The organism is Capnocytophaga bilenii (assembly GCF_017565765.1).
In the GTDB taxonomy this organism is placed as follows: domain Bacteria; phylum Bacteroidota; class Bacteroidia; order Flavobacteriales; family Flavobacteriaceae; genus Capnocytophaga; species Capnocytophaga bilenii.
In genome coordinates, this window is sequence record NZ_JAGDYP010000006.1 from 151087 (window position 1) to 172097 (window position 21011).

13 protein-coding genes are annotated in these 21011 nt (G+C 37.3%); 6 read left to right on the plus strand and 7 right to left on the minus strand.

Annotated features, from left to right (window positions below; translation table 11 throughout):
- Position 1 precedes the first annotated feature (1 nt).
- On the minus strand, positions 2 to 535 hold the full coding sequence (locus tag J4N46_RS08940; protein WP_208059010.1) for a ferritin: 534 nt from the start codon (positions 533 to 535) through the stop codon (positions 2 to 4).
- A gap of 144 nt (positions 536 to 679) precedes the next feature.
- Between J4N46_RS08940 and J4N46_RS08945 the strand changes: the two genes are divergently transcribed.
- Positions 680 to 2308, plus strand: coding sequence for an acyl-CoA carboxylase subunit beta (locus J4N46_RS08945; RefSeq protein ID WP_208059011.1), 1629 nt, complete (start codon positions 680 to 682; stop codon positions 2306 to 2308).
- A gap of 64 nt (positions 2309 to 2372) precedes the next feature.
- Here the strand turns inward: J4N46_RS08945 and J4N46_RS08950 are convergent, their stop codons facing one another.
- On the minus strand, positions 2373 to 2978 hold the full coding sequence (locus J4N46_RS08950; protein ID WP_208059012.1) for a master DNA invertase Mpi family serine-type recombinase: 606 nt from the start codon (positions 2976 to 2978) through the stop codon (positions 2373 to 2375).
- 43 nt (positions 2979 to 3021) lie between these two features.
- Here J4N46_RS08950 and J4N46_RS08955 point away from each other — a divergent pair, with 43 nt between their 5' ends.
- Positions 3022 to 4101 carry an Eco57I restriction-modification methylase domain-containing protein gene (locus tag J4N46_RS08955; RefSeq protein WP_317194297.1) on the plus strand — a complete coding sequence of 360 codons (1080 nt, stop codon included), beginning with the start codon at positions 3022 to 3024 and terminating at the stop codon, positions 4099 to 4101.
- A gap of 20 nt (positions 4102 to 4121) precedes the next feature.
- On the opposite strand, the gene J4N46_RS12955 is transcribed toward J4N46_RS08955, so the two are convergent.
- Together J4N46_RS12955 and J4N46_RS08965 are read right to left on the minus strand one after the other, a co-directional pair.
- Positions 4122 to 7109 carry an Eco57I restriction-modification methylase domain-containing protein gene (locus J4N46_RS12955; RefSeq protein WP_208059013.1) on the minus strand — a complete coding sequence of 996 codons (2988 nt, stop codon included), beginning with the start codon at positions 7107 to 7109 and terminating at the stop codon, positions 4122 to 4124.
- Between the two features lie 322 nt (positions 7110 to 7431).
- On the minus strand, positions 7432 to 10755 hold the full coding sequence (locus tag J4N46_RS08965) for a helicase-related protein (protein WP_208059014.1): 3324 nt from the start codon (positions 10753 to 10755) through the stop codon (positions 7432 to 7434).
- A gap of 980 nt (positions 10756 to 11735) precedes the next feature.
- On the opposite strand from J4N46_RS08965, the gene J4N46_RS08970 reads away from it, so the two are divergent.
- The 4 genes from J4N46_RS08970 to J4N46_RS08985 all read left to right on the plus strand — a co-directional run bounded on the left by J4N46_RS08970 (position 11736) and on the right by J4N46_RS08985 (position 17676).
- Positions 11736 to 13769, plus strand: coding sequence for a protein-disulfide reductase DsbD family protein (locus J4N46_RS08970; protein ID WP_208059015.1), 2034 nt, complete (start codon positions 11736 to 11738; stop codon positions 13767 to 13769).
- A gap of 13 nt (positions 13770 to 13782) precedes the next feature.
- Positions 13783 to 15405 (plus strand): S41 family peptidase, encoded by a 1623-nt coding sequence (locus J4N46_RS08975; RefSeq protein WP_208059016.1) that lies wholly within the window; start codon positions 13783 to 13785, stop codon positions 15403 to 15405.
- A gap of 18 nt (positions 15406 to 15423) precedes the next feature.
- Positions 15424 to 16902, plus strand: a complete 1479-nt coding sequence (gene proS / locus J4N46_RS08980; protein ID WP_208059017.1) for a proline--tRNA ligase — start codon at positions 15424 to 15426, stop codon at positions 16900 to 16902.
- 96 nt (positions 16903 to 16998) lie between these two features.
- Complete coding sequence (locus J4N46_RS08985; RefSeq protein ID WP_208059018.1) at positions 16999 to 17676, plus strand: hypothetical protein; 678 nt, start codon at positions 16999 to 17001, stop codon at positions 17674 to 17676.
- Positions 17677 to 17737: 61 nt separating this feature from the next.
- On the opposite strand, the gene J4N46_RS08990 is transcribed toward J4N46_RS08985, so the two are convergent.
- From J4N46_RS08990 to J4N46_RS09000, 3 genes are read right to left on the minus strand one after another with little or no spacing between them, the layout of a single operon-like run.
- Positions 17738 to 18178, minus strand: coding sequence for a deoxycytidylate deaminase (locus J4N46_RS08990; protein ID WP_034557516.1), 441 nt, complete (start codon positions 18176 to 18178; stop codon positions 17738 to 17740).
- On the minus strand, positions 18138 to 19067 hold the full coding sequence (locus J4N46_RS08995; RefSeq protein ID WP_208059019.1) for a bifunctional riboflavin kinase/FAD synthetase: 930 nt from the start codon (positions 19065 to 19067) through the stop codon (positions 18138 to 18140). The genes J4N46_RS08990 and J4N46_RS08995 overlap by 41 nt, the downstream gene beginning before the upstream one ends.
- Entirely contained in the window at positions 19064 to 20836 is a 1773-nt protein-coding gene (locus tag J4N46_RS09000; protein WP_009416483.1) for an AMP-dependent synthetase/ligase, read from the minus strand. Before J4N46_RS09000 ends, J4N46_RS08995 begins: the two co-directional genes overlap by 4 nt.
- Between the last annotated feature and the right edge of the window lie 175 nt (positions 20837 to 21011).

The following is a 21011-nucleotide window of genomic DNA, read 5'->3' on the forward strand; positions in this document are numbered from 1 at the left end:
GTTACTCCTTTCCTTCCAATGGAATACGGTCGTCAATTAGTTTAAGGTCTATAGGTGATGAGTTTTCATCGTAGAACTCAAACAAGTCTAAGATAGAGTGCACCAAACGCTCTTCCTCAAGCTGCTCTTGTACAAACCATTGTAGGAAGTTTTCAGAAGCATAGTCGTCAGATTGGCGTGCTTTTTTGAATATAGCAAAGATAGATTGAGTAACTTTAATTTCGTGTTCTAAAGTTTTTTCGTAAACCTCTTTAAGAGATTCAAAATCTTGTTGCACTTCACCCACTTTAGGAGCGTATGCGCGAGCTCCGTTTTCGTTCAAAAAGCGGAAGATTTTCATCATATGATCTCTTTCTTCCACAGCGTGATCGTAAAAGAACTCAGCGCTACGAGGATAACCGTTGTACTCCGACCAAGACGCCATTGCCAAGTAAAGTGAGCTCGCTTCAGCTTCTTTGCTTACTTGTTCATTTAGCAAGTCAATAATTTCTGGGTGTAGGCTGGTTTGCTTTCTCGTGTACTTGTGTTTTGTCATTTTTTTCGATTTGTTTTTAAGTTATTGATGCTGCAAATGTACGAATTAAAATGCAATTGACAATCCCAAAGCAACAAAAAGCACCAAATTTTAATTTATAATGAATTATTATTCATATCTTTGCGCTTTCATATACTACTGAAAATGGATTTAGATTTTAATAGCAACGACGATTTTAACAAGTTAGCACTTAGCGAATTGCGCAAACGCCTCAAAAAAGTAAAAGAAGGAGGCGGTGCTAAAAACCTCGAAAAACTTCACGCTCAAGGCAAGTTATCAGCTCGCGAACGCATAGATTATCTGTTAGATAAAGAGGCTCCATATATTGAAATTGGAGCTTTTGCAGGCGATGGTATGTACCCCGAACACGGCGGTTGCCCAGCTGCAGGCGTGGTAGTAGTAATCGGTTATGTAGAAGGACAACAATGCGTAGTTGTTGCCAACGACCCCACCGTAAAAGCAGGAGCTTGGTTCCCCATTACAGCCAAGAAAAACCTTCGTGCACAAGAAATCTCTATTGAAAATCGCTTGCCCATCATCTACCTTGTCGATAGTGCTGGCGTATACCTCCCTTTGCAAGATGAAATATTCCCCGACAAAGAGCATTTCGGGCGCATTTTCCGCAACAATGCGATGATGAGCAGTATGGGCATCACTCAAATAGCCGTAGTGATGGGCAGTTGCGTGGCAGGAGGAGCCTATTTGCCCATTATGAGCGATGAAGCTATGATTGTTGATAAAACAGGCAGTATTTTCTTGGCAGGCAGCTATTTAGTAAAAGCCGCTATAGGCGAAAATATAGATAATGAAACACTTGGAGGCGCCACCACACACTGCGAAATCAGCGGAGTTACCGATTATAAAGCCCTCGACGACAAAGATGCACTCAACCGCGTCCGCCGCACTATGAGCAAAATAGCCGATGCACAAAAAGCAGGCTTCAATCGTGTTACACCTCAAAAACCCGCTAAAAACCCTAAGGAGATTTATGGCATTTTGCCCAAATTGCGCTCCGAACCTTACGATATGAAAGAAATTATTTACCGATTGGTAGATAATTCCGAGTTTGACGAATACAAAGAAGGCTACGGACAAACCATTATCACAGGTTATGCCCGCATCGATGGCTGGGCAGTAGGCATCGTAGCCAATCAGCGAAAAGTAGTAAAAACCAAAAAAGGCGAACTCCAATTTGGCGGCGTTATCTATTCCGATAGTGCCGACAAGGCAACCCGCTTTATCGCCAATTGCAATCAGAAAAAAATACCACTTGTCTTTCTTCAAGACGTTACAGGCTTTATGGTAGGCTCCAAATCCGAACACGGAGGTATCATCAAAGACGGAGCTAAATTAGTCAATGCCGTAGCCAATTCCGTAGTGCCCAAATTTACAGTTATTATAGGCAATTCCTATGGCGCAGGCAATTACGCAATGTGCGGTAAAGCCTACGACCCCCGCCTTATTGTATCTTGGACATCAGGCAATATAGCCGTAATGGGCGGAGCACAAGCCGCCAAAGTACTCTTGCAAATAGAAGCTGCAACCCTCAAAAAGAAAGGCGAAGAACTCACCCCTGAAAAAGAAACACAGCTCTACAACCATATAAAAGACAAATACGATGCTCAAATTTCACCCTATTACGCAGCCGCTCGCCTTTGGACAGATGCAGTGATAGACCCATTAGAAACCCGCAATTGGATTTCCATCGGCATCGAAGCAGCCAACCACGCCCCTATCGAACGCCCCTTCAATTTAGGCGTTATTCAAGTCTAAAAAAACAACTACGCCACACCTTTGGCAAATTTCAAGAGTTTGCCAAAGGTAATTCTCCCCCTCTTTACATAAGTTTTTCCAGCCTTTCCTTTACAAAAGCACTTACCGTAAGCCGATGCACCCCCAAAATACGCCCGATAGCCGAATACGACACCTTCTTGTCCAAAAGCTCCTTAATTTGTTTTTCCATTCCCGTAAGTTTCGTTTTGGAAGATTTACTACCTTTAGGGCGACCCAACACTACCCCCTCCGCTTTTTTGCGAGCCAAAGCCTCTTTGGTACGCTGACTGATAAGGTTGCGTTCAATTTCAGCCGAAAGCCCAAAGGCAAACGCCAGCACCTTGCTATTGATATCGCTCCCCAAGCGATAATTATCTTTGATAGTCCACACCTGAATATCGCGGTTCATACACTCATTCAGCACCCCCATAATCATCAAGAGGTTACGCCCCAACCGCGACAACTCCGAGCAAATAAGCACATCATTCTTCTTCATTTTTTTAAGGAGTTTACCAAGTTTTCTATTCTCCACTTTTGTCATCCCCGAGATGGTTTCTTCAACCCAAACATCAATAGTTAGGTTGTTTTTCTCACAGAAATTACCAATTTCAAAACGTTGGTTTTCAACAGTCTGTTTGTCAGAACTTACTCTAATGTAACCGTATATCATTGTCTAAATTAATTTAATTAACCGACAAAGATAGCTAAAAATAATAAAACAAAGATGGGCAAATAATTTAAACAACTCTGGCTTCGATATTGTCATTGGTAACCCACCGTATGGAGCTAAACTTTCACAAGAAGATAAAGAGGTTTTAAAGAAGAAATATATATCTGCTCAAACTATCAAAGGAATACAAAAAGGTTCATTAGATACGTATACACTCTTTATTGAATTAGGCTATAACCTATTGAAAAAAGGAGGAAATTTAGGCTTTATAGTACCTATATCTATTACATCAAGCGAAGCTGTAATAGGAATTCATAAGCTACTAAGAAATAATTGTAGAGCAATAAAGCTGTCCTCTTATGCGGTTCGTCCTAAACCTGTTTTTGAAAATGCAATGGTAAATACTTCCATTATTCAATATGTGAAAACAAATACACCTTGTGAGAGTATTCTATCTACTAAAATGTATAGAAGAGGAAAAAACTTTAATCTTGAACAACTTATTAATAATTTAGATTTTGTTGAAACAAAAGATCTAATGTTAGTAGGACGTATACCAAAAATCAGCTATAATATAGAAAGAAATATTTTAACAAAAATACTCAATCAAAAAACTATATCTAAATATCTATCAGAGAAAGGGAATCCTATATATTATAGAGCTGCAGGAGGAAGATATTTTAAAGTTGTTACAAATTATTCAACAGGTTCTTCTGCTGAAAAAATGCTATTATTTTCTTCTGAATTATCTAATTCTATTGGAGGAATACTAAGTAGTAATCTTTCTTTTTGGTTTTATCAGATTTATTCTGACAATCTTAATTGGAAAAGTTATGAAATAGAGAATTTTACAATACCCTATCTTAGTGATAAAGATATTGTAGCATTAGAAAAACTTTATCAAGAATACTTAGCTGATATAGAAAATAATGCTAAGAATAGGACTGTAACAGAGGATTCAAGTTATCATATCAATGAATTTAAAGAGTATAAAATTCAAAAATCAAAACATATTATTGACAAAATAGACGATCTTATTTGTCCTTTGTACGGACTTACACAAGAAGAAATTGATTTTATAAAAAACTATGAAATAGAATTTAGACTATCTGACAATGATTAACAAAGAAGTGAGTTAAAAACTCACTTCTTTGCTTCATATTCTTCTTTTGATATAATACTTTCAATATTAGGATCTATTATTTTTACCTCTTCATACGTTAGGTTATAAAGTTTATAGACTAAGATATCTATCTGATTTTCTAAGTCTATTGTGTCAAAGTTAGAATCCTTTTCTTTAGCATTAAGAATTTGTGTTACTAAAGTTATAAAAGGATATAATATATCCTTTTCTATTAAAGGAATAGGTAAGTTATTAATCATTTCAGGATTGAAATTTATACCTTGATTGTAGCTTGAGCCTCTATATTTTTCTGTTATATAAAAAATAGAAAACTTTGAATTTATAAGGGCTAAAGGGAAAAAAAGTTCTTTTGCAGTATCAGATGTGATAACTAATGTTGATTTTCCAGGAATAATAATACCTTCTTTATCAATGCAAGCGTCCAATAAAGTTAAGCCCTTAATAATAATTTTAGGGCAATAAGATTTCATACCATAACTATTTTTAAAATTCAAACTAAACTCTTCTTTATTAACTGTTGGAATCTGATATTTATCTTTAAGGTAAGTCATTGTTTTCTCCCCCCATTTAGATATAAATCTACCTATTGTTCCTGTATTTATTATTTTCAGTCTACTAGAATCATACTTTGTATCAGATATGTATGGTTTTATCTTATAAGCATCTGATGTTGCACAGGCATTTTCACATACCCAATAGTCAGAAAATATTTTTATACAAGAATCTACCTTATTTATGATACTAATATTTTTAGAGAATAACCAATCTAAAGAGTAAGGCTCTTTTATTATTTCTTTACTGATGATAGAAAAGTTTATAATATTTTCTTTTGCAAAAATATCTATAAGAATTTCCTTTTTTAATTTTTTTGTTAGAAATGTTATAATTGCATCTACATTAGCACTTTCAAAAATATTTCTTCCGCATTCTGTTATTCTATAAAAGTTTGGGAATAGTTCTTTTCTTAATTCATAACCAAAAGGCTTAGAAGTCCACTTATCAGGGGTGATATATGTTAATATTCCTTTTTCGTTAAGTATTTTAAAACCTTTTTCAAAAAAAGCTATATAAATATCCCAATTACCTTTACAGAAGTCATATTCTATAGATAATGTATTTCTAATAGCTTCTTGTCCATTTTTCACCATTGCTTCTGAATCAATGTATGGTGGGTTACCAATGACAATATCGAAGCCAGAGTTGTTTAAATTATTTGCCCCTTTAAATACATCAGCAAAATATATATGCCATAAGAAAAAAGGTTTTTCATCTGTTTCTTGTAGTTTTATTATTTCCTTACGGCTTATATCTAATTTTGCTATCTCCTGCTCTAAGGATTCTTTTTCTCTTTCTTGCTTAAGAGTTAAAATATCATTTTTATATTTAGGAGTAATTTCTAACTTTAATCTTTCTAGGTGATTTCTACGCAACTCCAAATTATAATCTATATGCTCCTGTATTTTGTTGTTAATTTGTTTTCTTAAACGCTTCTTTGTTTCAGCGTCTGTAACACTAAAATATTTTTTAATATCTTGCTGCAAGCTTTCAGTAAAGTCTTTTTTGGTAAAGGTTATTTTAAGCTGTGGTTCTACATAGTTTCCAAATAAGTCTTTTTGTGAATTTTCAACAAGCATTAAATTATTATTTTCTGTTGTGAGATTACTCAAATCCACTCCCTGATAGCTCTCTAACAAGCTATTTCCCTGCATAATTTTAAAATCTAAATTAGGCAAAGGTTCTGGAATAGTCTCATCTACCACCAAGGCTAACCAAAAACGCAAACGTGCTATATCCACAGCCCCTTTCTCAATATCTACTCCATAGATATTGTTTTGCAAGATCTCCTTCTTTATATTTACCGACTTCTCCTCCCCAAGTGCTATCCTACATTTGTACAACTCATTCAGCATCCCCATAGGGAATGCTCCCGACCCAATCGCTGGGTCACATATTTTTACCTCTTTTAGACTATTAAGTACTTTTTTGCAAGTATCCTCCTCCCATTTAGTGTTGTGCTTTTCTACTAAATTGCGTATGTTTACCTCTTCCTCTTTGTGTTTCTCAGTTAGGTAGGCAATAAGCGACTCTCTGCACATATATTGTACAATCTCTTTAGGAGTATAGAACGCCCCTTTATCCTTATTGTCTTCCAAAAGATTCTCAAATATTTTCCCTAACATTTCAGGATCAATACCTATTTGGGTATCTTCAGGGTCGTTCTCATCAATGGTAAAATTGTATCTACTAAAAAACTCAAAGGTACGCTCAAAAAGTTCTTCCGAGAAAATAACCCTTTCATTATCTATAATATCTCTTTCAAACAGCCCCCCATTCAGGTAAGGCACTTTTTCCCATTCCTTTAGTAGTGATAAATTCCACTGCTCAGCTTCAAAAAGCGCTCTTCTGTCTTCTGGTTTGGTATTAAGTACTCCAAAAAATAGTGGCTCTAATACCTCTTCCAAAAAAGATGTTTTATCTGATTTTCCAAATAAATTTTTCAGATAATTTACATCACCATTCAGCCATTCTTTCTTTTGTAAGAAATATAAAAACACCAAGCGTCCTAATAGTTTCTTTACGTAATCACGTACGCATTTGTCATCTTCTCCAAAAGGAGAGAGATATTGTGGGTCTGGCAAGTGTTTTTCTTTCTCTACCCATTTCCCTTTTTCTTTTACAAAACGCTTTCCTGTAATGTGTTCTACAAAATCCTCATATATAGCTTTATACTCTTCAAAGAACTCTTTATTAAGTGCTTCTACTTCAAAAGCAGCAAAAAAATCTTTTACTTCAAAATTAGATTGTTGTAGAGTAAAAAAGCGCTCAACAGCTGTAGTATGAAGCTCATCTGTACCAAAAACGTAAGTATATTTTCGCGGATTAGTTTCTTTACTTTCAGCCTCAGCAAAAAATTCACTAGCTGTATTTTTACTGATGAATGAAAAACGCCATTCTTTTCTATCGGTATCTTCATAAGCATAAGTCACCAGTGCTCCTTCAATAGCATTGTTTACGATATACTTCTTTACAAAGTTGTTTACCGTTACTTTATTATGGCTTATCTGTACCTTGTTATTCAAAATCACTTCATAGATGGGGAACTCTACATCATCGTTTGTTCTCAGCTTTCCTAACAGATGAAAGCTTTTTACTAGCTTAGTAGCTTCATTAGTATAAAGAGTAATACTTTTGGGTGGTAAAAGTAATTGTAATCTATCGTTATTGCCACTCAAAAAATGAAGACTATGCCCCCAAGTTTTTTGGTTGTAAGGAGCTTGAAATATTTGGCGTAATTCGGTCTTTGTCATCTTAAATAAAAGTTTCTGTAAGCACTATAGTAGGTTCTTCGTAGGTTTGAACTATATGATTTTCTTTTAGTCGTAAACTATCAAGACGAGCTATCTCTGCAAAAGGATAATGATTTAATATCTCTGCAAGTTTCTCTACCAATATTGATAGAGGAAATTGCTTCTTTTTCTGTATAGTCGCTAATTGAGTTACTTCTCTTAAAAAACGATTAAATTTTCCTCTATATATAGTCTCCAAGCCTGTTTTTATAATTGTTACTTGCATATCTGTAAGTCCTGCTTGCACTTTCATCTTTATCAAATTTTCTAAGAATTTTTTTGCTTTATTTTCCTGCTTATTTAAATTGTATTTATCAAATTCTTCAACCGAATACTCTCTGTTGTATACTTCCTTAAAATGAATAATAGCCTTATTTACAGGTTTAAATAATTGTGTTTCAATAATAGTGGTTTTTTCCTCTTTGGTAGCTTCAAATAGCTTAATAGCTTGGTAAAAAGTAATTTCCACACAGTTGTTTTCATTAGCTACATAAAAACCTTCTTTCATTTGGTTGCGCAGATAGCAAAGTACAGCATTATCTATAGGTTGTCCTATAACAGCAAGAGCTTCTTCACGTTTCACATTGGCTAATCGTGCAATACGACTTTTTAAAGGTAATTTTTTAATACGTTGGTAGGTTTTCAAATCATTTTTATATAGCATACGTACTTTTTCCAAATATTGTAAACGCTCATCTACTTCTTCTTGTGTTTGTAGATTACCTAAAACGTTATCTACTATTTGTTCCTCTTCCGTATACACTTTGGCATCCTCCCCCAATGCAGTGTGAAAACTTTGTAGTTTTTTCAGAGCCTTTTCGTTAAGAGTTATTAGTTTGTTAGATTCAGCAGTCGGGAAAAAGTTATAAACATAAATGTTTTTAGCTTTGCTACCAATACGATTCACGCGCCCTATACGCTGCATTAGTTTAGTAGCATTCCAAGGTATATCATAATTCAATATCACATTAGCTCGGTGCAAGTTAACACCCTCAGCAAGTACTTCTGTAGTAATGATTATATTGTATTTATTTTCCTGATTTTCAGGGTAATTAGCATCAAAATTCTTACGAATAGTAGCAAATTGAGTTTTGCTATTTTTAGCACTGATAGCCAACACATCATTCCTGCCTATCTTTCTAAGCTCATCAGCTAAATAATCAACTGTTTCTGTACTTTCAGAAAAGATAACTAATTTTTTCTCTATATTCCTCTCATCCAAAAGAGTAGTATTTATTGTTTTAAAAAACTCTTCTAGCTTAGGGTCTTCTCCTATATTTTCCCACTGTTGTACCAATGCTTCCAATATTACTTGGTCTTTTTTGAGTCCTTCCAATAAGCCTTCCGAAAAATCTTTAGCCTTAAATATCCTATTCTTAGGCGATTTTTCACTTAAAGATTCTATTTTAGCCTCTAATTCTTCTTCTCGGTAATTGTCTAAAAACTTATTAATATCCAAATCAGGAGCAATATACACTTTATCATTGGCAAACATTTCTATCATTCTCTGGTTAGAAATTTTGAAGCGGCGTAAAGAATTAACAAAAGCTGTAAAACTACTTTCCAAACGTTTTACCAGTAATGTCTTCATTATCATTGCCAACTGTAAAGCTATGTGTTGAGCATTATCGTATAAATTAGCAAATTCAGGATTAAGAAATTCAATAGCTCTATACCTGTAATAAGCCAAATTAGTGAGAATAGCAGTTACTGTACTTTCAAATACTTGTGCCTGATAAGCATTAAAATTATAGCTTATTTTATTAGGACCTACTACTGTAGGGAATGTCATTCCTTGCGAGGCTATATCTTCACTATAACGTTCTATTTTCTTAATGTCAGCACGTGTACGCCTAATTACTATTTCCGAAAATACTTTTTCTCTGATAGGCTCATAAATAGCTTTTACCTCCTTTATTAGCGCATCACCTTTCAAACTTTTTAAGTTTTGGTATGCTACACTTTTCTCATAAAAGAATGATTTAAGGTTAGGAACTCCTTCAATAGTTGAATTCCTTGCATCTTGAAAGAGAAATATTTGGTTTGCTATATCATCAGGCTTATTATTGATAGGGGTAGCCGAAATAAGTATTACTTTTTTTCTATTACTCATATCATTACCCAATCCTATACGTGGTGTTTTACAAAGTAACTCTAAATATTCGTATTTAGTAGTGTTAGACGAACGAAAATTATGAGCTTCATCCACTATAATAAGATCATATTCCTCAGGTTTCTGATAGTCAATGTTTTTATCTATAAATAGTTTGTGTAAGCTACCATTTGAAATAAAATCAACATAATTACCTATACCAAAATCTTTTATTGTGTTTTCCCACCCCACTTTCAAAGCATTAGGATGAACTACCAATACTTTAGTGTTATGTCCGTTCTTGGCAATATACTTCTTTATGATGCGAGTTGCTACCACTGTTTTACCAAGTCCCACGACATCAGCTAGTATAAAACCATTGTGTTTCATCAGCATACGCACTCCCTCATTTACAGCATCAGCCTGATATTGCAAATTGGTATACCCTTCAGGTAGTTCTTCATTGTTTAGACTATCCAAAACAGCTTCTTCACCAAAATACTCTATAAGCATTTTTAAATACAAATCATAAGGAGTAAGAGTATTTTTAGCTAAATAAGTGCCTGCGATCAGCTTGTCTATATCTGCAGGAATAAGTTCAGAAGCATTTTTCCAAAGAGGCTCAAACTCATCAAGAGCAAACTTTACATCATCATAACTGTTGAGTTGTACGTTAAGTTCGTAATTAGCATCATCATAAATCCCTAAACCAGCATTTGTAAGGTTAGACGAACCCATTATCACACTTGCAAAAGAATCTTTATTAAAGTTCATTGGGCGTAAGATATAGAATTTAGCATGCAGTTTTTTCTGTCCGTAAGCTCTTATCTTTACTTTGCCCGAAAAAATATCGTCTAAAAACTGCTTAATACCATCCTCCACTTCAGCTTCATAAGGAGCTTTATCTATATCTTGTGTAATAGACCTCAAAAGTTCTTCTTTCGTTTTAATCTTATCCTCTAAGTATAATAATCCTTTTCGTTTAGCATCAGCAATTAGTTTATCAGCATTAATACCCACCAATATACGTATTTCGCTCATTTTCTCTAAAAAAGGACGCAATTTAAAATAACCTGAAGCCCTAAAATAGCCTACTAAAGCATCAAAAAAAGCTATAGGATTATTTTCAAGCACTCCTTCAAACTTCTTAAACAAGGTATTCCCTTCGGTATTGGTGAAAAACTTAGAACTCATAAATGCTTACAATACGGTTTTAAAATTAATAATTCCTTTTTTATCAACTCCTGCAACAATCACATAAATATCTTTTCCAATCTTATAAGGACATTCATTCAAATAATAGATTTTTCCTTCAAAAATTTCGCAATATTCAATATTTTCTTGTTTTACCTTTTAATTTCAAATTAAAAAAAAAGAGTTTTTTGTTCTATACCACTATCATCAGTATAGGCAATAATTCCCTTATTTTTGTGTTTTATTATCTGTTTAATAATACCAGTATATAACCTTTCCATAGTCAGTTTTAAAGAAAAAGACATTTTTTTTAAACAACGGCAAAAATAGTAAATGTTTTTTAATAAACAAATATTTTTTATACAATCACTCCCAATTCATAATTCCCCCGTCCCTCGCTGCGCCACACACTTTGGCAAACTTTCAAAGTTTGCCAAAGTTTTTCTGGAACATTCCCCCCAAAACCCCACAAGTCCCACACCTCCCACAAGTCCCAAAAGTCCCATCAAATCAAATTTCTTCTCACCGAACCTTCAGCGAAGGATGAGCGAAGGTTTAGCGAAGGATAACGCACTCCCCACAAGTCCCAACAGTCCCATCAAATCAAAATTCTTCTCACCGAACCTTCAGCGAAGGATGAGCGAAGGATGAGCGAAGGTTTAGCGAAGGATAACGCACTCCCCCCAAGTCCCACACCTCCCACAAGTCCCAAAAGTCCTACAAGTCCCATCAATTCAAAATTCAAAATTCAGAATTCAAAATTCAAAATTCTTCTCAAAGCATTAATAATTAAACATTATTTCGTACCTTTGCCCCCTGCAAAAGCAGTAGTATTTTTTGGCACAATATATGCTATGTTTCTTTGGTAAGTGTTATGCCCCAAAGAGAGTGCCGCACAAGTAATTTTTATAAAACATATATTTTAACCATTGAATATTAAACATTTAAAATTTTAAATATTAAACATTATAAAAACAATAATGAGAAAATTTATAACACTGATAATGATAGCCTTTACAGTAGCTGTATCCGCACAGATACACAACCCTGTAAAATGGACTACACAAGCCCAGAAAATTAACGACAACGAATACAACTTAGTAGCCTTTGCTACAATAGAAAACGGTTGGAAACTCTACGGACAGCACCTGCCTGCCAACGGACCTGTACCCACCACCTTCACTTTTGAAAAACAAGAAGGCTATGAGCTAATAGGCACACCCGAAGAGTCAAAACCTATTGTAAAGCACGACAACGTCTTCGATATGGAAATAGCCTATTTTTACAATCGGGCTACTTTCACACAACACATCAAGCTCACACAGCCCTTGCAAACTATTAAAGCAAGTGTCGAATTTATGAGCTGTAACGACCACAGTTGTCTCCCCCCAGATACTGCCGACTTAGAGTTTACACTGCCCAATACCACCAGCAGTGCAGTCGCTACAGCCACCCCCCAATTTAGCTTTACCCTCACCCCCGATGACAATACAGCAGCTACCGCTACCAGCAATACAAAAGCAGTAGCTACCCCCACCGATAGTGCCACCAATGATGCCCCAGTAGGGCAAATGGGCATATGGACGATATTCATTATCTCCTTCTTTTCAGGTTTTGCAGCATTGCTTACCCCCTGCGTGTTCCCAATGATACCAATGACGGTGAGCTACTTCACCAAGCAAAGTAAATCAAAAGCCAAAGGTATTAGAAATGCCGTTATCTACGGACTTTCCATCATCGTCATTTACGTGCTTTTAGGTTCTGTAGTTACCGCAGTTTTTGGCTCCGATGCGCTAAACGCTTTGGCAAGTAGCTTCTGGTTCAACCTCATATTTTTCATTATCTTAGTAGTTTTTGCTGTGTCGTTCTTAGGAGCATTTGAACTTACTTTGCCTAGCTCGTGGAGTACTAAAATAGACGCCCAAGCCGACCGCAGTGGCTTTGTAGGCATCTTCTTTATGGCGTTAGCTTTAGCTATAGTGTCATTCTCTTGCACAGGCCCCATTGTAGGCACGCTCTTAGTGCAAGCCGCTTCCGAAGGGGGCATCGCTCCTATTATGGGAATGTTTGGTTTTTCATTGGCTATAGCACTTCCTTTTGCCCTTTTTGCAGCCTTCCCAGGGTGGCTACACTCAATGCCTAAATCAGGTGGATGGCTCAATACAGTCAAAGTAGTATTAGGATTTTTAGAGCTCGCTTTAGCATTCAAATTCTTATCAAATGCCGATTTGGTTGAACAAAGCCATTGGTTCGAACGCGAAGTGTTTATCGCCATTTGGATAGCCATATTTGGTGCCTTGAGCCTCTATTTGTTTGGCAAAATACGCTTGCCACACGATGACAACGAAAGCCGTATTTCAGTAGGCAGGTTGTGCTTAGGCTTGCTCACCCTCAGCTTTACGATTTATATGCTACCAGGGATGTGGGGCGCACCACTAAACCTTATCAATGCGTTCCCACCTCCACAACATTATAGCGAATCACCTTACGGGGTAGGCTATACTGCCGGTGGCAATGCAACAGGTGTAGATGAAGGCAAGTTACCCGAAGGAGCTCACTTGTTTAAGCCTCACAATATTGTAACTTTTGACGATTACGATAAAGGATTAGCCTATGCCAAACAGGTAAACAAACCCGTATTGTTAGATTTTACAGGCTGGTCGTGTGTCAATTGTAGGCGTATGGAGCAAAATGTATGGCCAGACCCTCAGGTGCTCGATGTGTTGCGCAATGAAGTTGTGCTTATTTCCCTTTATGTAGATGACAAACGCCCACTGCCCGAAAACGAAGTAAAACCTTCACAAGTGCGTGAAGGAAAAATGATAAAAACAATAGGACAAAAGTGGACAGAATTCCAAACGCTTCGCTATAAAGCCAATACCCAACCCTTTTACGTGTTGGTAGGGCATAACGAAGAAAACCTAAACACACCCATTGGTTATACACTCGATACCGATGAAGCCGAAGAATTTTACCAATGGCTAAAAACAGGTATTGGTGCATTTAAAAAATAATTAGGGAATCCTGATGAAAAATAAATACTATATACTTCCCACGATTATAGGAACTACTTTAGCTTTAGGATTGATATTGGGTAGGCAGCTGGCTAATATCTATATCCCAAAGCCACCCCCTCCTTTACCCGTAGTGATTGACGATACAATTCCACAAAGCCCTTATATGGAAAAACTCGGCAAGCTGATGGATTATATAGAAGAGGATTATGTTGATAAGGTAAACGCCGATAGCATTGTCGATTTAACGATTAATAGCATTTTGCGAAAATTAGACCCACACTCCACTTACATCGCTAAAAACGACATACAAGAGGTAGCCGAAACGATGAGTGGTAAGTTTGTAGGCGTAGGTATTAGCTTTTATGTGTATCGCGATACCATAGCTGTCATTAAAACCATTGAGGATAGTGATGCCCAAAAAAAAGGAATCCGCTTTGGCGACCGTATCTTGATGGCAGGCAAGGATACCCTCTATAAAAAACACCTCAGTACCGAAAAAATCAAAAATATACTGAAAGGCGAAATGGAATCTCGCGTAGATTTAACCATTTACCGAAAAAACAAAGACAGTATATTCACCGTGCCCATACAGCGCAAGTTTATCCCTATCAAGAGTGTAGATTGCTATTATAAGGTGAATGATACATTAGGCTATATTCGTATGAATAGATTTGCCGAAACCACTACCGAAGAATTTACCAATGCCCTCAAAGCACTTGATAAGGAAGGAATCAATAGCCTGATATTAGATTTGCGCAACAATTCGGGAGGCTTTTTCAATGTAGGTATACAAATAGCCGATGAGTTTTTGCGTAAAAACAAAATGATTGTATTTACCAAAAACAATCGCAAAGAAACCGAAGAAACTTATGCCACCGATGGAGGCTTGTTCGAAAATCGTCCTATATTCGTATTGGTCAATGAAAATTCAGCTTCGGCAAGCGAAATTGTAGCAGGAGCATTACAAGATAATGACAGAGGAGTGATTGTAGGCAGACGTACCTTTGGTAAAGGATTGGTACAGAGCGAAATGCCTTTACCCGATGGCTCAGCAGTACGGCTTACTACAGCACGTTACTACACTCCCACAGGGCGTTCTATACAGAAACCTTACGCTTATGTGCAGCAACGCCGCAGTGTCCCTATAGATAACGCTACAGTCCCCGATTCGCTTAAGTTTAAAACGCCTAAAGGGAAAATAGTTTATGGTGGTGGCGGTATCTACCCCGATGTGTTTGTACCTATTGATATGAAACCCGAAAGTTATCTTGTGAATGAACTCTTAAGTTCGGGGCTTACAAGTTTCTTTCTGTTTGAATATTTAGACAAACACCCCGCTCTAAACAACAAACCCTATAAAAACTATTTTATCAACGAGTATAAAATTCCGAAAGAAATGCTCACCGCCTTTGCTAAATTCCTGCGTGATAGGCGTATTAGTATTAACTTTGCAAAAAACGGAAAGGACATTACCAAGCACCTAAAAGCAAATTTAGGCGAAATATGGTTCAATGAAAATGTAGCAGGAATGATACGCAACCAGGGCGACCTCTATATAGAGGAATGCTTGCACTATCTGAAACCTCCAAAACACACCTCTACTACTAAAAAGAAACACAAAAAAAACTATTAAAAAAACGAACTAAATAGTATGAGCAAGAACTTAACCTCGCGAAGTGAAGATTACTCTAAATGGTATAACGAATTGGTCGTAAAAGCCGATTTGGCTGAAAATTCAGGAGTACGTGGCTGTATGGTGATTAAACCTTACGGTTATGCTATATGGGAAAAAATGCAGGCTGAATTAGACCGTATGTTCAAAGAAACAGGACACTATAACGCTTATTTTCCGCTGTTTGTTCCTAAGAGCTATTTTGAAGCTGAAGAAAAAAATGCAGAAGGTTTTGCCAAAGAATGTGCGGTAGTAACTCACTATCGCCTCAAAACAGACCCCAGCGAAAAAGGCAAGCTAATGGTAGACCCCGAAGCAAAATTAGAAGAAGAGCTGATAGTGCGCCCCACTTCTGAAGCCATCATCTGGAATACCTACAAAAACTGGATTCAATCCTATCGTGATTTGCCTATACTTGTAAATCAATGGGCTAACGTAGTGCGCTGGGAAATGCGTACCCGTTTGTTCCTCCGTACAGCTGAATTTTTGTGGCAAGAGGGGCACACCGCCCACGCTACCAAAGCTGAGGCAATAGAAGAAGCCGAAAAAATGATGAATGTATACGCTACTTTTGTAGAAAACTTTATGGCAGTACCTGTTATCAAAGGCGTGAAAACCGAAAGTGAGCGTTTTGCAGGGGCTGATGATACCTATTGTATTGAAGCATTGATGCAAGACGGCAAAGCATTACAAGCCGGCACATCACACTTTTTAGGACAAAACTTCGCTAAGGCTTTTGAAGTGAAATACGTGAGCAAAGAGGGAAAACAAGATTATGTATGGGCTACTTCGTGGGGGGTTTCTACTCGCCTGATGGGCGCCCTTATTATGACCCACAGCGATGACAACGGATTGGTATTGCCGCCTAATTTGGCACCCATACAAGTGGTAATAGTACCTATTTATAAAGGTACTGCCCAATTAGAGAACGTGCGTGAGCGCATTACACCGCTAATGGAAGAGCTTAAAAAACAAGGTATTAGCGTGAAGTTTGACGATCGTGACACCCAATCACCAGGTTTTAAGTTTAATGAATATGAACTAAAAGGCGTACCCGTACGCTTGGCAGTGGGGCAACGCGACTTAGAGAACCACACCTTTGAGGTTGCTCGCCGTGATACCCTCACCAAAGAAACCATCTCCGCTGATGCTATTGTTGCACATATACAACAACTCTTAGCCGAAATACAAGAAAATTTGTACAAAAAAGCTTTAGCTTACCGCGATACTCATATTACAGAGGTAAATAGCTATGACGAGTTCAAGGAATTGTTAGAAACCAAAGGCGGTTTCTTTGCAGCCCATTGGGATGGTACTGCCGAAACAGAGGCAAAAATAAAAGAAGAGACAAAAGCTACCATACGCTGTATTCCTTTAAACAGCAAAGAAGAGGCAGGAGTATGTATGTATTCGGGCAAGCCTTCGGCAAGACGAGTACTATTTGCTAAAGCCTATTAATATTGCAATATAACGAAAAAATATATAAAAATATTTGGTAGTTATTATAAAAAGAAGTATCTTTGCATTGTAATAATTAAAAAAAACATAATTACGATGAAAAAAATTATTTTATCATTAGTAGCAATTTTTGCTTTTGGTGCTGTATCAGCACAAAGTTTGGTGTCTTCTAAAGGTGAACAGTACCTTCCTAAACAAGGAGACTGGTCAATCGGTTTCAATGTAGGTAATGCTTTAACTTTCGTAGGACAAGCATTCAACGGTTCACCTTCTAACTCAGGACAAAACCTTTTTGAAGGACAAAACTTTGTTGGTTTTGGTGAAGGAGTTTTCTCTTCTACCCATTCAGTACTTACTTTTGTTGGTAAAAAGTTTGATACCGATAATACCGCTACTCGTTACATAGCAAGCTTCAACTTCAACTTGTCTAAAGATAAAGATGTAGATGCTGTAAGTAGCGTTGGTTTAGTAGCAGGTTATGGTAAAGAGTGGAGAAAAGGCGTTACTCGTTTGCAAGGTTACTATGGAGCTGATGCTTTGGTAGGATTTGTATCTCCTGCTAAAAAACAAACAGCCTTTGGCTTAGGTGTAAATGGTTTTGCAGGGGTTGAGTACTTTATCTTTCCTAAAGTAGCACTTGGAGCTCAATACACTTATGGTGTAAACTTTACTTACGCAAGTAATGGCAATACAGAAAAAAATAGACTGGGCTTCAACATTGGTGGTAAAGATGGTTTAGGAGTACTTTCAGCAACTCTTAACGCTTATTTTTAATAGAAAAAGCTACTAAAAATAAAAAAAATCAGGCACTATACTATATAGTAGCCTGATTTTTTTATTGCCCAACATCTTCTAAATGCACTACTTCTACCCCTGCTTTTTCTAAAAATACCAACCCTTCATTATCGCGGTAACCTTCTTTATACACCACCCGCTTAATCCCCGACTGATAGATAAGCTTACTACACTCTTTGCACGGCGACATCGTAATATATAGCGTTGCGCCTTGTGATGATTGTGTAGAGGCAGCAACCTTCATTATAGCATTAGCTTCGGCGTGCAGTACAAACCAGTGCGTATTGCCTTGTTCATCTTCACAACAGTTATCAAACCCTGTAGGAGTACCATTATAGCCGTCGGAAATAATCATTCGGTCTTTCACCATAATAGCACCCACTTGCTTACGTTGCGCATAAGAGAGTTTAGCCCACTCCATAGCCATTCGCATATAGGCTTTATCGTAGCGCAATTGCTTTTCTCGCTGCTGTTTCGTCATTAGCTATTTGTTGTTTTAAGAGTTCTATAGAATCAAATTTTTGTTCTTCACGTAAGTATTTTATGAAATAAATGGTAATTTGCTGGTCGTAAATATCGCTGTTAAAGTCAAAAAAATGCACTTCAATAGAGCTGCCTTTCCCCTCAATAGTAGGGTTTTTGCCTATGCTCATCATCCCGTATACCTTTTGTTGGTTGATAAGGCTATACACAGCATAAACCCCGTCCTTTGGGATAAGTTTATACTTGTCATCTACCACTATATTAGCAGTAGGGTAGCCTATAGAACGACCCAACTTCATTCCGTGCACCACCGTACCTGTAAGGCTATAAGGGGCAGCAAGGTAGCGTTCGGCAATATCCATCTTTCCTGACAGCAGTGCATTGCGTATAGCCGTAGAGCTCACACTCACCTCATTGATTTCTTCCACAGGTATTTCTTCCACTGCAAAGCCGTATTGTTCCCCAAAGTGTTCCATATCTTTTATATCAGCTGTGCGCCCTTTGCCAAAGCGATGGTCGTAGCCAATGATTACTTTTTTGGCATTAAGGCGTTCTACTAATAGCTTATGCACAAAATCTTCAGCAGTAAGATTCGCAAATTTTTCGTTGAAGGGTTGCACAATCAGTAAATCAACTCCTAAGGCTTTTAGAGCCTCTTTCTTTTCACTCAGAGTATGAATCAGTTTCAGACTATTGTCGTGCTGCACTATCATACGAGGGTGCGGGAAAAAAGTAAAGATAGTCGCCAAGAGGTTTTCTCGGCGAGCGCTCTCCACTACCTTATTGATAATTTTTTGGTGACCGAGATGTACTCCGTCAAAAGTACCGATAGTAATAACAGTAGGTTTAGGGCTGGTAAAGGTACTAATATCAGTTATTTCAATCACTTGTTGTAAAACTTGTTATAGATGTCTATATATTTTTCTTTGATAACACGGCGTTTGAGTTTTAGGGTAGGGGTAAGGTGTCCGTCATCAATAGTCCATTCATCGGGAGTAAAGGCAAAAAGTTTTACCTGTTCCCATTTGCCAAGGCGTTGGTTTACGCGTTCCACCTCTTTAGCCACACGCTCGTGCAGGATAGGGCTAGCAGCAATTTCAGCATTGGTAGTGCCTATATTTACGTTGTGGCGGCGTGCCCATTCTTTCACAAAAGGAAAATTAGGCTGAATAATAGCTGCAGGCATTTTCTCACCTTCGCCCACTACCATAGCGTTTTCTATAAATCGGGAAAGTTTAAGTTTGTTTTCAATCAGCTGTGGCGATACGTATTTACCACCAGAGGTTTTAAATATTTCCTTTTTGCGGTCGGTAATTTTTAGGAAGCCCTCCTTATCCAATTCGCCTATATCGCCAGTATGAAAAAAGCCATCGGTAATGTTTTCTTTCGTTTGCGCTTCGTCTTTATAGTAGCCCAGCATCACGTTTTCACCTTTCACCAGTATTTCGCCGTCTTCAGCTATTTTCACTTGCACATTGTTAACAGGCTTCCCTACGGTTCCTATTTTCCAATATCTTCCAGCCTCGCGGTTTACAGAAATTACAGGAGCCGTTTCAGTAAGTCCGTAACCCTCCATAATAGTCAGTCCTGCTGCTGAAAATACCTTAGCCAATCGAGGTGAGAGCGCAGCACTACCCGATACAATCATTTCTACACGACCGCCCAAAGCTTCCCGCCATTTGTTGAATATAAGTTTGTTAGCTATTTTCAGTTGTAGTTCGTACCACCAGCCATTTTCGCCATAAGGTTTGTAGCGGAAGCCTAAGTTCAGTGCCCAAAAGAACAGCGTACGCTTGATGCCTGTAAGTTCAGCACCTTTGGCAAATATCTTGTCGTAGATTTTTTCTATCAATCGTGGTACTACGGTGAGGATATGCGGTTTCACCTCGCGGAGGTTATCGCTAATTTTATCAATAGATTCCGCAAAATACAATTGCAATCCATCGTATTGGTAAAGGTAAGTAAGCATCCGTTCAAACACGTGGCACACAGGCAAGAAGCTGAGTGCGGTAGACCCCGTTTTCACAGGCAAGCGGTCTTGGCAGTTGATGATGTTAGAAATAATGTTCCAGTGAGATAGCATTACCCCTTTTGGTCTACTTGTAGTGCCTGAAGTGTAGATAATTGTAGCCAAATCGTGCTTATCGATGCTATTTTTGCGAGCTTCTACTTCATTTTGGTTACTTTCATCGGCACCTAAAGCAATAATTTCGTTCCAGTTTTGGGCATTAGGCACATCGTCAAAGGTATAAATTGTTTTTAGGTGAGGTAGTTTATCTTTGATAGCCTTTATTTTTTCGTATAGAACCACGTCAGAAACGACACAATATTTGCATTCGGAGTGGTTTAGAATATATTCAAAGTCATCAGCAGTAATAGTAGGGTATATAGGGACATTTTGGGCGCCCACTTGCAGAATACCAATATCCAAGATATGCCAGTCCGTACGATTGTTAGAAGAGATAACCGCTATTTTATCGTTTTTTTCAATACCTAAGCGCAGTAATCCCCTGCTTACGGTATTCACTTTTTTAATATATTCATCGGTAGAAGTTTCTTGCCATATCCCATTTACTTTAGTAGCCAAAGCTACTGATAAGGGGTATTTAGTTTGTTGATAATAAGGAATATCAAATAAACGAGTAACTGTAATCATATATTTTTTTGTTTTAGAGAGGCAAAGATACAAAATAATTTTGAATTGTGAATTTTGAATTATGAATTTTTACAGCCTCTCAATTCAAAATTCATAATTCTTCCCAGCGAAGGATGAGCGAAGGATGAGCGAACCTTGAGCGAAGGATAAGCGAAGGATAAGGGGTAGATAAGCA